Source organism: Sphingomonas rhamnosi (assembly GCF_036663615.1).
Lineage (GTDB): Bacteria > Pseudomonadota > Alphaproteobacteria > Sphingomonadales > Sphingomonadaceae > Sphingomonas.
Genome location: NZ_JAXOJJ010000012.1, coordinates 18,143 through 33,492 on the forward strand (window position 1 = coordinate 18,143; position 15,350 = coordinate 33,492).

The 15,350-nt window shown below is 61.2% G+C and carries 8 protein-coding genes and 3 pseudogenes; 4 read left to right on the forward strand and 7 right to left on the reverse strand.

The window, feature by feature from the left end; all coding sequences use genetic code 11:
* The first annotated feature begins 49 nt into the window (after positions 1-49).
* From U1701_RS17530 to uxuA, 3 genes are read left to right on the forward strand one after another with little or no spacing between them, the layout of a single operon-like run.
* Positions 50-2,752: a glycoside hydrolase family 2 TIM barrel-domain containing protein gene (locus U1701_RS17530; protein ID WP_332783868.1), complete on the forward strand. Its 2,703-nt coding sequence runs from the start codon at positions 50-52 to the stop codon at positions 2,750-2,752.
* Entirely contained in the window at positions 2,749-4,032 is a 1,284-nt protein-coding gene (locus U1701_RS17535; RefSeq protein ID WP_332783869.1) for an MFS transporter, read from the forward strand. The genes U1701_RS17530 and U1701_RS17535 overlap by 4 nt, the downstream gene beginning before the upstream one ends.
* A gap of 10 nt (positions 4,033-4,042) precedes the next feature.
* Positions 4,043-5,233 carry a mannonate dehydratase gene (uxuA, locus tag U1701_RS17540; protein ID WP_332783870.1) on the forward strand — a complete coding sequence of 397 codons (1,191 nt, stop codon included), beginning with the start codon at positions 4,043-4,045 and terminating at the stop codon, positions 5,231-5,233.
* Between the two features lie 670 nt (positions 5,234-5,903).
* On the opposite strand, the pseudogene U1701_RS17545 reads toward uxuA, so the two are convergent.
* The 7 genes and pseudogenes from U1701_RS17545 to U1701_RS17575 all read right to left on the reverse strand — a co-directional run.
* A pseudogene (locus U1701_RS17545) lies at positions 5,904-6,107 on the reverse strand (IS110 family RNA-guided transposase); the annotation flags it as partial.
* 12 nt (positions 6,108-6,119) lie between these two features.
* Complete coding sequence (locus U1701_RS17550; protein ID WP_332783871.1) at positions 6,120-7,757, reverse strand: TolC family outer membrane protein; 1,638 nt, start codon at positions 7,755-7,757, stop codon at positions 6,120-6,122.
* A 93-nt stretch (positions 7,758-7,850) separates the two neighbouring features.
* Complete coding sequence (locus U1701_RS17555) at positions 7,851-9,290, reverse strand: HlyD family type I secretion periplasmic adaptor subunit (RefSeq protein ID WP_332783872.1); 1,440 nt, start codon at positions 9,288-9,290, stop codon at positions 7,851-7,853.
* The gene (locus U1701_RS17560; protein ID WP_332783873.1) at positions 9,238-11,031 is read right to left on the reverse strand and encodes a type I secretion system permease/ATPase; all 1,794 of its coding nucleotides are present in this window, start codon (positions 11,029-11,031) and stop codon (positions 9,238-9,240) included. Before U1701_RS17560 ends, U1701_RS17555 begins: the two co-directional genes overlap by 53 nt.
* A 44-nt stretch (positions 11,032-11,075) precedes the next feature.
* A complete protein-coding gene (locus U1701_RS17565; RefSeq protein WP_332783874.1) occupies positions 11,076-12,386 on the reverse strand; it encodes a UDP-N-acetylglucosamine 1-carboxyvinyltransferase in 1,311 nt (436 codons plus the stop codon).
* Positions 12,387-12,410: 24 nt separating this feature from the next.
* Positions 12,411-13,325, reverse strand: a complete 915-nt coding sequence (gene murB, locus U1701_RS17570; protein WP_332783875.1) for a UDP-N-acetylmuramate dehydrogenase — start codon at positions 13,323-13,325, stop codon at positions 12,411-12,413.
* 754 nt (positions 13,326-14,079) lie between these two features.
* Positions 14,080-14,524 (reverse strand): annotated as a pseudogene (locus U1701_RS17575) (integrase core domain-containing protein); the annotation flags it as partial.
* Positions 14,525-14,590: 66 nt separating this feature from the next.
* Here U1701_RS17575 and U1701_RS17580 point away from each other — a divergent pair.
* A pseudogene (locus U1701_RS17580) lies at positions 14,591-15,350 on the forward strand (IS3 family transposase); the annotation flags it as partial.

The window sequence follows — 15,350 nt, forward strand, 5'->3', positions numbered from 1 at the left end:
GTAAGGCCGGTTTTTCGCTGTTATGCCTCTTCGAAAATGGAGAGGCCGTATGTCCCGTCGTCTATCGATCGCGCTTGGCGCGGGTGCGCTGCTTGCGGCAGTCCATCCACTGGACCTTCACGCGCAAACCGTTTCCGATGTCGGAGATACAGGTGATTCCCGCGCCGTCGTGGTGCTGAGCGAAGGCTGGCGCTTCCATCAGGGAGAGGCACCCGCCGAGGTCATCACGCCGGGTTTCGACGATACCGGCACCGGGTGGCAGACCGTGGCGGTACCGCATACGTGGAACCGCGTCGGTTTCTATCGACCCGCTCCGCAAACCCACATCAATCGTGCCAAGACGGTCAACAAGACGCAGGGACTCGGCTGGTATCGCCAGCGCATCGCGATTCCCACGGCGATGCGCGGCAAGCGCATCTGGCTCGAATTCGATGCCGCGAGCCGCATCGCGAGCGTGTGGCTGAACGGCAGGAAGCTCGGCGATCACGCGGGGGGCTTCTCACGCTTCCGGGTGGACGCCACCGATGCAATGGCACCGGGCGGCGGCGACAATGTGCTGGTCGTGCGGACTGACAACAGCGCGCCCGCTGGCAAGGATGCGACGACCGCGGACATCCTGCCGCTCACCGGCGATTTCTTCGTGCACGGCGGCCTGTATCGGCCGGTGCGGTTGATCGCGATCGATCCGATCCACATCGACCTCGCCGATTTCGGTGGGTCCGGTGTCTTCGCGACGACCGCCAGCGCCAGCCGAGCCGCCGCACGCGTCGATGTGCGCACGCGGATCGCCAACAGCAGCGCTCGCGCCGGCACCGCGCGCGTCACCGCCAGCCTGATCGCTGCCGATGGTCGGGTCGCGGCCTCCGCCCGGACGATGCTGAAACTGGCCGGTGCGGCGACACAGGATGCGGCGCTGACCCTGGCCGTCACCGATCCGCATCTCTGGCAGGGGGTGGAGGACCCGTATCTTTACACATTGTCAGTCGATGTCACCGACGCGCGCGGACGAAGGCTTGATTCGGTCCGCCAGCCGTTCGGCATCCGCACCATCCGCATCGATGCTGACAAGGGCCTGTTCCTCAACGACAAGCATGTCCAGTTGCGCGGTGTCGGCTATCACCAGGACCGCGAGGGGAAGGGCTGGGCGATCGACGCGGCCGACGTCGCCGCGGATGTCGCGATCATGCGCGAGATGGGCGTCAACGCCATCCGGCTGACGCATTATCAGCACGGCCAGCCGATCCACGATCTCGCCGACCGCTATGGCCTGCTAGTGTGGGACGAGATTCCGCTGGTTTCCGCCTGGACGCGGCGTGGCGAGCTGGAGCCACGCGCGGCGCTCGTCGACAATGCCCGCCAGCAGATGCGCGAGTTGATTCGCCAGAACGGCAATCACCCCTCGGTCGTCACCTGGGGCATCGCCAACGAGGTCGATTTCGGCAATTCCTTCCCGGCGTTCCTGACCGGTTTCGCCGATGGCCGGACGCCCGACCCGATGCCGTTGCTGAGGACGTTGCAGGACGTCGCGCATGCCGAAGACCCGAGCCGGCAGACCGCGCTGGCGACCTGCTGCGAGGGGCGGCTGTTCGATCAGGGTGTCGCGATCCCAACCACGGCGGTGGCGGCGGACCTTGGCGGCGCCAACCGCTATTTCGGCTGGTATTTCGGCGTGCCGGGCGATCTTGGCCCCCATCTCGACATGCTCCACGCCAAGCGGCCGCAACAGCCGCTTTCGGTGACCGAATATGGTGCGGGCGGCGCGACCAGCATCCACACCGACGACGTTCTGGGCGGCCCGATTGATTCGCGCGGGGGTATCCAGCCCGAAGAATACGAAAGCTACATTCATGAGGAGGCGTGGAAGGCACTGAAGGCGCGACCCTATCTGTGGGGCACGTTTCTGTGGAATTCCTTCGACTTCGCCACGACGATCCGCGCCGAGGGCGATGCGCAGGACATCAATACCAAGGGGCTGGTCACCTACGACCGCGCGATCCGCAAGGATGCCTATTATTTCTACCAGGCCAACTGGAGCCAGACGCCGACGGTGCACATCAACGGGCGGCGCTATGTCGACCGCGCCTATCCGGTCAACGAAGTGCGGATCTACAGCAATGCGGCTGCAACCGATCTGCTGCTCAACGGTCGGTCGCTGGGGGTGCGGAACGACTGCCCGGATCGCATCTGCGTGTGGCAGAATGTCGTGCTGGCGCCGGGGAACAATGCGCTGACAGCCCGCGGCGGAACGAGCGAGGATCGCGTCACCTGGACGCTGTCCGCCGATGCCATCGCCCATGTCCGTATCGATGCCGGCGCGATCGTGGCTGCACCCGCGACACGGCGGTTCGGATCGGACGCCTTCTTCACCGGCGGCAAGGCAGGTACGCTGACCAGGCCCGCCGAATACGGTAAACCCGCCGTCGCAGCGGTGATCGCCGGCACGCCGAATGCCGCAGTGGCGGCGACCTATCGCGAAGGTCGTTTCGGTTACGCCATCCCGCTCGCCGATGGCCGCTACACGGTGACGCTGACCTTCGTCGAACCAACGCTGGCGGCTGGCGCCCGCGTCTTCGACGTCACCGCCAACGGCAAGACGATCGTCAAGGCGCTCGACATCGCCCGCACCGCCGGGGGCGCGGCCAAGGCGCTGACCCGCAGCGCCATCGTGTCGGTCCGTGGCGGCAAGCTCGACATCGGCTTCGTGCCGATCACCGGCGATGCGATCGTCTCGGCCATCGAGATCACGCGATGAGCCAAACCCGTCGCGGCTGGCGAGACGTACCGCTGCGCTGGCGGCTGATCGGGCTCGTCACGCTGGGGACGATCCTCAACTATCTCGCCCGCTCGACGCTGTCGGTCGCCGCGCCGCAGCTCAAGACCGAATTCGGCATGACGACGGAGGATTACAGCTGGATCGTGCTGGCGTTCCAGGCGAGCTACACCGTGATGCAGACGGTCGCGGGCGGGGTGCTCGACGCGCTCGGTACGCGGCTCGGCTTCTTCCTGTTCGCGGTCGGCTGGGCGCTGGCCAACATGGCGCATGCGCTGGCCACCGGCTGGCCGAGCCTCGCCTTGTTCCGCGCATTGCTCGGTGCGAGCGAGGCGGCGGCGATCCCAGCGGGCGCCAAGACGGTGTCCGAATGGTTTCCGCCCCGCGAACGCTCGCTGGCGACCAGCGTGTTCCAGATGGGCACCAGCATCGGCAACATGATCGCGCCGCCGCTCGTCGCCTTCTGCATCCTCGCGTGGAACTGGCAGGCGGCGTTCGTTGTCACCGGCGGATTGAGCCTCGTCTGGGCATTTCTGTGGTATTGGGCCTATCGCAGCCCGGCGGATCACCCGGCGCTGAGCCCCGCCGAGCGCGACGCGATCACCGCGGCGCGCGACGAGGATGTCAGTGCCAAGCCGGCGACGCGCAAGGACCTGCTCAAGAGCCGCGCCTTCTGGGGCATCGCCGTGCCGCGCTTCCTCGCCGAGCCGGCGTGGCAGACGTTCAACTTCTTCATCCCGCTCTATCTCGTCTCGGTGTGGCAGCTCGATCTCAAGAGCATCGCGCTTTGGGCGTGGATGCCGTTTCTTGCCGCCGATTTCGGCAGCTTTGCAGCCGGCGTGTTGCCGAGCTGGCTGATGCGGCGCGGCGTGCCGCTGGTCGCGTCGCGCAAGATCACGATGAGCGTCGGCGCGATCTGCATGATCGGGCCGGCGTGCATCGGGCTCGCCGGATCGCCCGGGGTCGCGATCGCCTTGTTCTGCGTCGGCGGTTTTGCGCATCAGATGTTAAGCGGCGCGTTGATCACGCTATGCGCGGACATGTTCGACAGCCGCACCGTGGGTACCGCGAGCGGCATGGCGGGCACGTCCGCCTGGGTCGGCGGCATGCTGTTCACCTTGTTGATCGGGCAGAGCGCAGATGCCTGGGGTTATGACCCGCTGTTTGCGGCGCTGGCGGGCCTCGACCTGCTCGCCGCCGCCGTTTTGTGGAGCCTGCTGCGCGCCAAGCCGCGTACGGCCGTGACGAATGTGGAAGGCTGATACAGTGTTGATGACACAGACGATGCGGTGGTTCGGATCGCAGGATACGGTTCGCCTGCGCGACATCCGCCAGGCCGGCGCGACCGAGGTGGTGAGCGCGATGCACGAAATCCCTACCGGTGCGGTGTGGACGCGCGAGGCCATTGCAGCGCGCAAGGCGGAGGTGCAGGCGGCCGGCCTCGACTGGACGGTGGTCGAGAGCCTGCCGGTGGACGAGCGGCTGAAGACGTGCGCGGCGAACTGGGACCAACTGATCGACCATTATCGCCAGAGCCTGCGCAACCTCGCCGCCTGCGGGATCCGCGTCGTTACGTACAATTTCATGCCGTTGCTCGACTGGACGCGAACCGACCTCGCCTGGCAATTGCCCGATGGCGCGAAGGCGCTGCGATACGAAGCGGTGGCGGTGGCAGCCTATGACATTCATATCCTGCGCCGTCCGGGTGCCGCCGATAGCTATGACGATGCGACTGTCGCGGCGGCGGCTCGGCGTCATGCGGCAATGGACGATACCGGCCGGGCGCAGCTGGAGCGCACGATCATCGCCGGCCTGCCGGGCAGCGAAGAAGGGTTTACCTCGGCCGAATTCCTGACTGCGATCGAAACCTATGCCGAGATCGACGCCGGCCGGTTGCGCGACAATCATGTCGCGTTCCTGCAGGCGGTGTGTCCTCTTGCGGACGAACTGGGATTGAAGCTGGTGGTTCATCCCGACGATCCGCCCTTCCCGATCTTCGGCTTGCCGCGCGTCGTCAGCACGGAGGGCGATGTGGCGGACCTGTTCGCGCGCGTGCCCAACGCGTCCAACGGCCTGTGCATGTGTACGGGATCGTTCGGTGTGCGCGCCGACAACGATCTGCCCGGCATAGTCGATCGGCTGGGGGAACGGATAAGCTTCCTCCATCTGCGTTCCGTCCAACGCGAGGCGGACGGCGCGTTCCACGAGGCCGCGCATCTGGAGGGCGACGCAACCATGGCGGCGGTGGTGGCGGCGGTCCACCGGCTGTCGGTGCGCGAAGGGCGCAGCATCCCGATGCGGCCCGATCACGGCCACCAGATGCTCGACGATCTTCAACGCACCGTCAATCCGGGTTATTCTCTGCTCGGACGGATGCGGGGCCTTGCCGAATTGCGCGGGCTGGAACGCGGCATCGCTTATGCATCGGGAGGGCATCGTCAGACCAAATGCACCGATCGTTAGGGGAGGGCGGGTAGGAATCCTACCATACCCGTCGGCCTTGATGAGCATTTGCAGTTTGCCATTCGAACACGGTGGCGCGTCCGACACTGGTTCGGCGTGGACGCGGCCCGAGACCTTCGGCTGCACGAAGAGCTGATCGTGGCAGACCGACCCGATCATCTTGCCGTCGACGTACACTCCGAACTTGCGAACATCGGTTTGGCCGAGACCGTGCCAGCGCTAGCCGCCTGATCGATCAGGTATTCGCTTGTACGTTGCTGCGTCGCCTTGGCCCAGCGTAACAGACGAGCGTCGCCATACAAAACGAGCCGTACACCGTTTGCTTCGCCAATCCCGACTAACGACCGGCCGCTTCTCTATCGCGGCCTGAGTCAACAGGCGCAGGCCACTCGCCGCCGCCGTGAGTGCGCCGGTCTGAGGAATTGGTAGGCGACGAAATACAAATACTGTTTTCGGGCTTGAGATCGCCACACGGGGTTCGTGCTTCTCTCCGGGGTCGGCACGTAGCCGCCCCATGATGGGGTAAGAGAAAGCAGCGTGGATCAATCTTTTGGACGCCCCTTGCTGCTGGCAGCAGGGCTGCGCACATTACGATCTCACACCACCTTCGTCCCCGTGAGGACCTCTTCCTGCCGCAGCAGAACCGTGAAAGCTCCTGTTTGAGATCGTATCAGATGGCCGCGACCGCGATGCCGGGTTCGCTGCCCCAGCGGAAATCGCTGCCGTCCGTCCACATGCGGTGGAAGACGACGGCCAGGCGTCGCGCGACGGCGACGATGGCGCGCCGCATACCCCGGCGCTGGGCGACCTTCATCCCCCAGGCCTTGAGCCACGACCAATGCCGGCTCTGGGTCAGCAGGACCTGCGCGGCTTCGTCGCCGATCAGTCATTTCTCACTTTTCGCTTGACCGAAAGATTTAAGTGTAGGGTCCGGAAGTAACGGGCGGGCGAGGGGGCTGACGGGTACCGTGACGCCGAGCTCCCCCGTAGGCGGGGCGACTTCTGCTGGACGGACGGTAGCATCGGTAGCCGATGGCAACACCGGCGCTTTACGCGCCATACCGCTAGGCTTGCTGAGTTGATCAATCGGGGCCAAAATTGTTTGGAAGGGGCCGAACTGTCGAGCACGTGTGCGGCGCAAATTCGCCGTTTCATCATATACCGGAACCGCTTGATCAATCACTGACGCTTGTAAACGGCCAAGCACTGCCAATAGTCTTACCTGGCTGCTGTATCGCGAATACCGTGCATTGGCGACGAGTATTTGCGAGTTAAGTAAGCGCTGTTCCGAATCGAGTACCTCGAAGTTTGACCGAAACCCCTCACCAAATCCGCGTCGTACGCCTTCAAGTGCAGAATTAGCCGCACGTACCGCCGAATCGCCCAATTCAAGCTGGTCGCGGGACGCGATCGATTGGTTCCATGCGCCTTGAACGTTTACCTGGACGTTGCGACGTGTCGCTTCGATCAGGAACTCTTGCTGCTGCTGGGTAGCAATGGCAGTACGAACCCGCGACCCGATGAGTCCCGCGGACAATAAGGGAATGGTAAGTGTTGCTCCCCCGACAATATTACGCCCCATATCCCTCGTTTGGTAACTTGTTGGGCTATTATAGCCGAAGGCTCCGTTGATGGATAGCACGGGAGCCCGCTCGGCCCGGGATGCGGCAATCTGCGCCTTCGCAGAGCGCTCATTAAGAATCGCTTGCCACAAAGCCGGACTTTCCTTGTCGGCGACGGCGTAAGCCGAATCGAGCGAGATCGGCAGGCCCGGTAGTGGCGGTTCAGCAGCCAATCTCTTCGGATTTCGACCCACGACTGCAGCAAAACGTGCCCGACTAGATTGTAGGTTCGCCTGCGCCTGCGCAAGCTGCGCCCGCACAAGGTCAAGCTGGGCCTGTGCCTGCGCAATATCGGTGCGGGTTAAATCGCCGCCGCGTTCGCGTGCTTCGGCTTGGCGAACTTGACGCAAATAAGAATCGACTGACTGCTGCTGGATGGTAACGATCTCGGTATCTCGACGTACCGAGACATAAGAATCCACGACTTCCTGAAGAATGAGATTCTCGACCTCGCGCAACCGTTCGCGTGCTGACAGTACGTTCGCCTCGGCGGCCGATACCTGCGCGGCCGTCCGTCCCCCGTTCAGCAGGATCTGCGATGCAGAGATCGATGCGCCCATTGATCGGGCGTTAGTCGGTACAAAATCTCCAAAAAAGTCGCGTTGACGTTGCTCGCGGTAGTTGAAATTGCCGACCAAGTTTGCGTTTAGTCGATAGGGAGATGCAGCCTGTATTACCTGCTCATCTTGGGCTCGCAACTGTGCACGCTGTGCCTCCAATTCGGGATTTGCACGGTAGGCATCCGCGATAGCAACGCCGAGCGTTTCCTCTCCATCTGCAACGGGCGGCACGGCCATAGGCACCTGCGGAACCATAGCCGGTACGGAAGGCCTTTTTGCTAAGCTCGGCAGCGCACAGGATAACAGCGTGACCCCGGTCAATAACCGACCGTACTTGTTCATGAATCTTTCCCCCTTGTGTCGTCCGTTGACTATCATAGGACGATCAGCTGGCCAAGCGAGCCGTAGTCAGTTGATCGACCCTAAATAACCGCTTTACCTCTCATGCAGGGAGCGTGAGAACGCCTCTGTTAGGGGATCAAGAAAATACTGTAGCGCGGTACGGGCGCGCAGCTTCACTAAGACCTGAACAGGAACCCCGGGCCGGATGCCCGTGTCATTACCGCGGACCGCGGTTATCTTTGCAATCTCCGACGGCTGCACAACGACTTCTGCGGTGTAGTAGGATCGACCGCTCTGTTCATCACGTAGGCTGTCGGCCGACACATTGCGCACCGCGCCCAATAGGATCGGTAGATCACGCTCGTGCAGCGATAGGAACTTGACCTCGGCCTGACGCCCTTCAAATACGCCGTCGATATCGGTAGGCTGAAAGCTTGCTTTGATGATCAGCGGAGCCTTGTCAGGCACAATGTCAAGGATGGGCTGCCCGGCTTGAATAACTCCGCCAACGGAAAAAACTCGGAGACCGACAACGCGGCCCGTAACTGGCGCGCGGATGACAGTTCGTTCCAGCTGTTCCTTTGCAGCCAGCCATTTTGGCACGGCTTCGTTAAGTTGGAACTGAGTGTCGCGCAGCAGTGACGCGCTGTCTTCGACATATTTGCGTGATGTTTGGATCACCTGTTCGCGGGTTTGACCGATCTGCTCACGGGCAGCGGCCGCGCGCGAAGCATATTCGGCATCCGCCCCCTGCAATTGCTGGATCGACCGCTCGATCGCGCGGACAGAATTGCGTGATACATATCCTTCATCGGCCAACTTCTGCGTGCTGACTAGCTGCGCCTGTAGTGAAGCGCGCTGCTGCGCGCTTGCACTTGCCTGTGCCGAATAGCCCGTTGATTGGCGTGCGACCTCGGCCTGCTGTTGCCGCAATACCGCAGTATTAGAGGCCAATGAGTTGGAACGAGCCGATCGTTGGGCCAGTTGTAGTTGCTTGGAATGCTCGACAAGTGCGCGATCGTCGCCGCTTGCGGCGTCGAACGACGCCGGCCAGATGATTGGCGTGCCGCGGACATCGGATTCGAGCCGTGCTCGTTGCGCTTGAAGGTCGATGACGGTGCCTGCTAGGGCCCGTTCAGACGCCGCAACCTCGGCTCCTTTTAACCGAAATAGTACTTGTCCTGCTTGGACGTGCTGCCCGTCGTGGACATCTACTGCATCGACGATGCCACCGTCACGGTGTTGCACTGTCTGACGATTGCCCAAAACCGCTACCTGTCCGTCGCCCATGGCCGCAGCATCCAAGCGCGCAAAAGCCGCCCAGCCCAGCAGGACGACAAAAAACAGAACGCTGATGATGACACCAATCCACATCGACTGCCGCGGCGAATCGTCGAGTTCCAATCGTTCTGCCAATCCACGCGGCGCTGGTATCACCTCTTGCGAGCCTTGGGTCGCTAAAGCCATGTTGTTCACTGTTTTAGCCTTCCGCCCGCGGCCGGTCTGTATCGTGTTGATCGGATTGATGGTCATCTGGCAGCCGCTCGGCCTTCGGGCGTGCTTCGGGCGGAGCCTCTACCGGAGCCGGACGAACTACCTTGCTCCGATCGTCGAAAACTTGGACGACGCCGTCGCGCAGTAACATCACCTTGTCTACTGCCTGTAGTAGCCCGGTTCGATGCGAAGAGACGAACACAGTAGCGCCTTGCTGCCGCAATTCTCCAAGCGTCGCCATCAGACGAGCCTCGCCGGCCATATCTAGATGGGCATTCGGCTCGTCAAGTATCAGAATTTTAGGACTTCCGAAAAGTGCGCGCGCCAGCGCCACTACTTGCCGCTGGCCGGCGGACAACCCACCCCCCTCGCGGACTACCAGTTGCGTGTCATAGCCCCTAGCGAAGCCCAGGATAAGTTCATGTGCGCCTGCCATCTGCGCGGCCATAACGACCTTACGGTCCATTTCTTCCCCCGCCTGTTCCTCAAAACCACGGAACCGGGAGATATTACCGTGCACGGACGCCGGGAACAGGGTCGGCGTCTGCGGCATGTAGCCAACGTGACGCCCAAGTTCCTCACGGTTCCAGTCTGCCAGTCGCGCATCGTCAATTCGAACGTCGCCCTCGTCCGGCTCGAGGCCGCCCGCGAGCACCCGCATTAGCGTCGACTTGCCCGCGCCGCTCGGCCCGACAAGCGCCACGATCTCGCCAGGATTGATCGTGAAATTCAGATTGGACAGCAATTCGCGATCGCTGCCGGGCGCGCGCACGGTCAGGTTTCGGACGGCAATCTTACCCAATGGGGCGGGCAGGCTAATTGGCGGTATGGTAACGTCGGGCAATTGGCAGAAAGCGTTAAGTCCCTTGTAGGCGTTTTGCGCATTCATCACATTCTTCATGGCTGCGAGAATTTGCTCAACCGGCTGCAACGCACGACCAAGAATTAGGGACGCCGCGAAGATCGCTCCAGCAGAGATGCTTTGATTGATCGCAAGATAGGCGCCTAGGCCCAACGCCGCAGATTGCAGCAGCATTCGGAGAAACTTGGTCAACGCTAGAAACAGGCCCGACGTCGAAGCCACGTCGCCCTGCCGGCGAACGATGTCGGCGCGTTCGACCAAGTGCCGGGTAACCAGTGCGTTACGCATGCCTAGCGCACGCGCGACTTCCGATGCCTGGATCGAATAATCTTGGCTTCGATAAGAGGCAGTCGAGCGCTGCGTCGCTTCGGCCAACTCCCGCCGGGTCATCAGGTCGCTGATGATGGCAAGTGCGATAAGGATGATTGAACTAACTAACGCGAGCAGCCCGATCAGCGGATGCAGCAGATACGAAATAATGATGTAGATCGGAGCCCAAGGCGCATCGAACAGTGCAACGATCGCCGGCCCAGTAAGGACGCCGCGCAGCGTGTCGAAATCGCGCATAGCCTGCGCACGCTGCATTGGTGAAGCGGCGTTGGAACCAAGAATGCGGTGGAGGATGTTTGAGGCGGCCAACCGTTCGAGCCGGATGCTAGCTCGCATCAGCAGGCGCATGCGAACCGCATCAAGCAGCGCAAACACGACCAGCGATACAGCCAGGATGAGCGTTAATACCAGCAGGGTCGAAACCCCTCGGGTGGGTACCACGCGGTCATAGACCTGGAGCATGTAAATCGACGGTACCAGGTACAGTATGTTAATTAGGCCGGAGAAGGCGCCCGCAAAAATAAAATGTTTCCGGCAGGCGCGCAACGCCACCCTCAACGGATTTGAGTCGTGAAATTGGTCGATCACAGTGTGTTGGTCCTGATCGTTCGATACGACGACATTGAAGTCAGTTACTCGTTATACGTTAGATTCGCATTAAGCGAGCGGGCCTTTGCCACAAACCGGTCGTAGCCGCGCTCAATCTGCCAAGCGTCCGAAATCCGGGTCGTCCCATCCGCTACAAGACCAAGGAGGGCTAAGGCCGCCCCAGCCCTGAGATCGAGAGCTCGGACGGTTGCCCCTTTTATAGTACCGGTGCCGTATATATGAGCCGCCCCGTCGCGTATCTGACTGCCAACTCCCATTCTCGCAAATTCATTTAGATAACCATAACGACCCGCGAAGCGGAGATCGACGATTCGTGATTCGCCGCGGGCGCAGGCTCCCATCGCCGCGAATAAAGGCTGCATATCAGAATTAATGCCGGGGTAGGGGCCAGTGCTGATCTCGATCGGATAAGGCCGGCTAGAACGTACAATAGCGACATTACCATCGATTGACAGCTTAGCTCCGCTTTCCCGCAAGAAGATTAACGGCACTTCCAGATCATGCGCGGGAAAATCATGAATCTCGATCTCGCCCCCGGTAATGACCGAACCGATCAACCAAGTCATTGCCTCCATATTGTCGGGCATGACCCGATGGGTACTGCCCGCGAGCTGTCCAGCGCCCTCAATCACAATGCTTTCTTGGCCGTGGACAGTAATCGCTACACCCATCTTACGCAGGAATTCACACAGGTCGAGGATCTCGGGACGAATATGCGGGTTCCACAAACGTGTCGTCCCTTTTGCAAGACTGGCAGCGATCAGAGTATTTTCGGTTGCCCCGGTCGATCGCATCGGCAGCACGATTTCAGCACCAGTGAGGCCATTCGGCGCATGGGCGAATAGCCGATTACCTTCATACCAAACCTTCGCGCCGAGTCGCGTCAACACCAACTCATGCAGGTCGGTTTTGCGTTCGCCCAAGTCGCAGCCCCCTGGGACCGGCACGCTGCCCGCGCCAGTACGCGCGACCAGTGCGCCCAAGATGAGCAAAGTATTTCGAATCGAACGTTCCCCCCAAACGAGATCGCTAACCGGAGCGCTTACCTCGTCGATGTGGAGCGTCCCATCGGCCACAGTGCAACGTTTGCCGAGCGCTTCAAGCATGCCAACGTGAACGATTGCGTCGAGCAGCGCCTCGGGATAATTGTCAAGGACGATCCGTTCTGAGGTCAGCAGCGATGCGGCGAGGAGGCGAAGCACGCTGTTCTTTGCACCGCTTACGCGCACCTTCCCACTTAAACGAGACCGCGTGATATCGAGAAAGCGTGCCTTAGGTACGGGAAGGCCCTGATCGGCAGAGGCGTCCGATGGAATGGCAACAGCAACCGTCATAATCGTAGGTCCTGCTTGATATGGTCAAAAGGGATTGGCGGATCCGAAAACTTCGTGGGCGGGACGCAAGGTGCCATCGCTGGCGAGATGCCGGACTTCTGCGTTCATCGCGATGCCAGTCAGATCATATACGCGGCGCCGCGCAAGACCAATCAGAGCGAGCACGTCAGCCGAGCGGGCACGACCATTATTGACGATAAAATTAGCATGATCGGGGGAAATCTGAGCATCGCCGATGGCAAAGCCCTTGAGGCCGACCCGTTCGATCGCTGCCCCCGGCGGACCGACGAGATCGTACAGGGACGGATCGCTTACAAAGACCGAGCCGCAATTAGCACGTATTTTTGGAAACTTGGCGCGACGCGAGGCAAGGATACCAAGCGCTTCGCGACGCAACGCCGCGGGATCCCCGGCCGCAAAGTGAAAGCGCGCCGACACGACAATCGCACCGTTGGCTTGCAGCGACGACGTGCGGTAGGCGAAATTAAGTTCGATCGGCATCATGCGCCGCTGCTTGCCGTCGACGTCTACGACGTCGACTGATACGACGTGCTCACCGATACCGCGCCGCTGGCTCCCGCCGTTCATAGTGACCAAGCCGCCCAGCGTGCCTGGAATGCCGATAGCATGGGTTGCGCCCGCCATGCCATGTGCCATTATTTTCCGGACGAAGCTCGGCACCCACAAGCCGGCCCCAGCAGTAACAATTCCGTCTTCGCCCATCGTGAGATGAGCAAAATCTCGCCCGATCCGAATGATGACACCACGAAATCCTGCGTCGTCAAATAGCAAGTTTGAGCCATCACCAATTACTACGTGCGGAAGGCCCGCCCGGGCAACGTTAGCGAGAGTGGTTGTCAATTCTGCGGCATTCTTAGGAGTGATGACCAGATCCGCCGGGCCTCCGATACGCCAGCGGCCCAGCGTCGTCAGCGGCACGTCGTGTCGCGATGATCCGGGCAATGCCCGGGCGACATGAGCTATCCCATAAGGGTCAGGCGAATTTCGGACGGGACTGTCTCCTCCATGGGTCACCTAACATGCTCATCATCCACCTACCAATGCAGTCAGCACGAGGTTTCCAATCGGCTAAAGCGCCGAAATCTATGACCAATACTGTACCCCAGAACTCTAAGGGTGGGAAACCGATCGTCATCGGTCGCTTTCAAATTTCACTATCCGCGCAAGAGCGCAATGTTACTCGAATGAAAAAAGTTCGGTTGGACCATACGTACGCTTTACAGCAGGCCTCGCCCTTCCCATGTGCCAATACGGGACATCGGCAGAGATCGATGATCGCCATTGAGAGGATGCCTGCCTGATGGATGCCGCTTGCGTAAATCGAAACAACGACGATAACGAGGACATCGTCTCGAGAGAGACGGCCTGCGCGCTCGGCGGCTCGCTACTCTTAGGCTTGGTTTTGTGGTGCGGCGCAATAGCGTTGATAATTTAACCTCGGTGAGGTCGGCCTTCAATTGAGGCAAAGAGTTCGCTCTAGTTGGGGTGCAGCATCGGGGGAGGTAACCGCCGGTGAGATTCAGATTGTCCGGAAGAAATGACTGCCGGGGCGGTGGCTCGCTCTCCAGAAATCATGTCATTGGTTAGTTAGCTCGTCAGACGGACGAGCTGCTACCCAATCGTGGACCACCCGGCTGGCGTTACCCCGTTCCTGCCGGCTGCGACGGGCATGTGCCGCTGACGGGTTCACAAGCGATATCGGCGGCTTGTTGCCGATCGCGCTATGTGGTCGCACCTCGTTATAGTCTCTACGGCATGCCTCGCATTTTCCGATCGCGTCGTCGAGGCTCATGAACCAGTGCTGGTTCAGGCAGTCCGCCCGGAACTTGCCGTTGAAGCTCTCGATGAACGCGTTGTCCGTCGGTGTGCCGGGCCGCGAGAAGTCCAGTATGCCTCCCCCTCATGTACGCCCACAGGTCGAGTTCTCGGGAGACGAACTCGCTGCCTTGATCGACCCGGATCGAGGCTGGATAGCCAACCTCGCCACAAACTCGGTCCAGTACCGCGATCACGTCCGGCGCTCGGGAACTGAACCGCGGCACCGTCGGCGAGAATCGGCTGAACGTGTCGTTCACCGTCAGGATGTGCAGCTTTGATCCGGTAGCGAGCTGGTAATGGGATGAGCTGCCCCCTTCTGAGTGGTCCATCGACTATAAGGGTCTGGATTAAGGAAGGGTCGACGAATGCCTGCGAAGAAGCACAAGCCCGAGGAGATCATCGGGAAGCTGCGTGAAGTTGAAATCGTGTTGGGCCAGGGCGGGACGACCGCCGAGGCATGCCGGCGGATCGCGGTCAGCGAGCAGACCTACTACCGTTGGCGCAAAGAATATGGTGGCCTGAAGACGGATCAGGCTCGGCGGATGAAGGATCTGGAGAAGGAGAACCTGCGGCTGCGGCGTGCGATCTCCGACCTGACACTGGACAAACTGATCCTGCAGGAGGCGGCACGGGGAAACTTCTGAGCCCCGCGCGGCGTCGACGGTGCATTGACCAGGTAAAAGAGGTGCTGGACGTATCCGAGCGGCGGGTGTGCCGCGTGCTCGGGCAGCACCGGTCGACGCAGCGTAAAGTGCCGTGTGGGGCAGATGACGAACAGGCGCTGACTGAGGACATCGTTGCGCTGGCCGGGCAATATGGGCGCTACGGTTATCGTCGGGTGACTGCGCTGTTGCATGCCGCTGGGTGGTCGGTGAACCACAAGCGTGTCGAGCGCATCTGGCGGCGTGAAGGGCTGAAGGTGCCACAGAAACAACCCAAGCGTGGCCGGCTGTGGTTGAAAGACGGCTCGTGCATCCGGCTGTCGCCGGAGTATCCGGGGCATGTCTAGGCGTACGACTTTGTCGAAGCGCGAACGCACGACGGGCGCAAGTTCCGGATCCTCACGATCATCGACGAGGCCAGCAGGGAGTGCCTGGCGCTGACCGTCGCACGTCAGTTGAAACA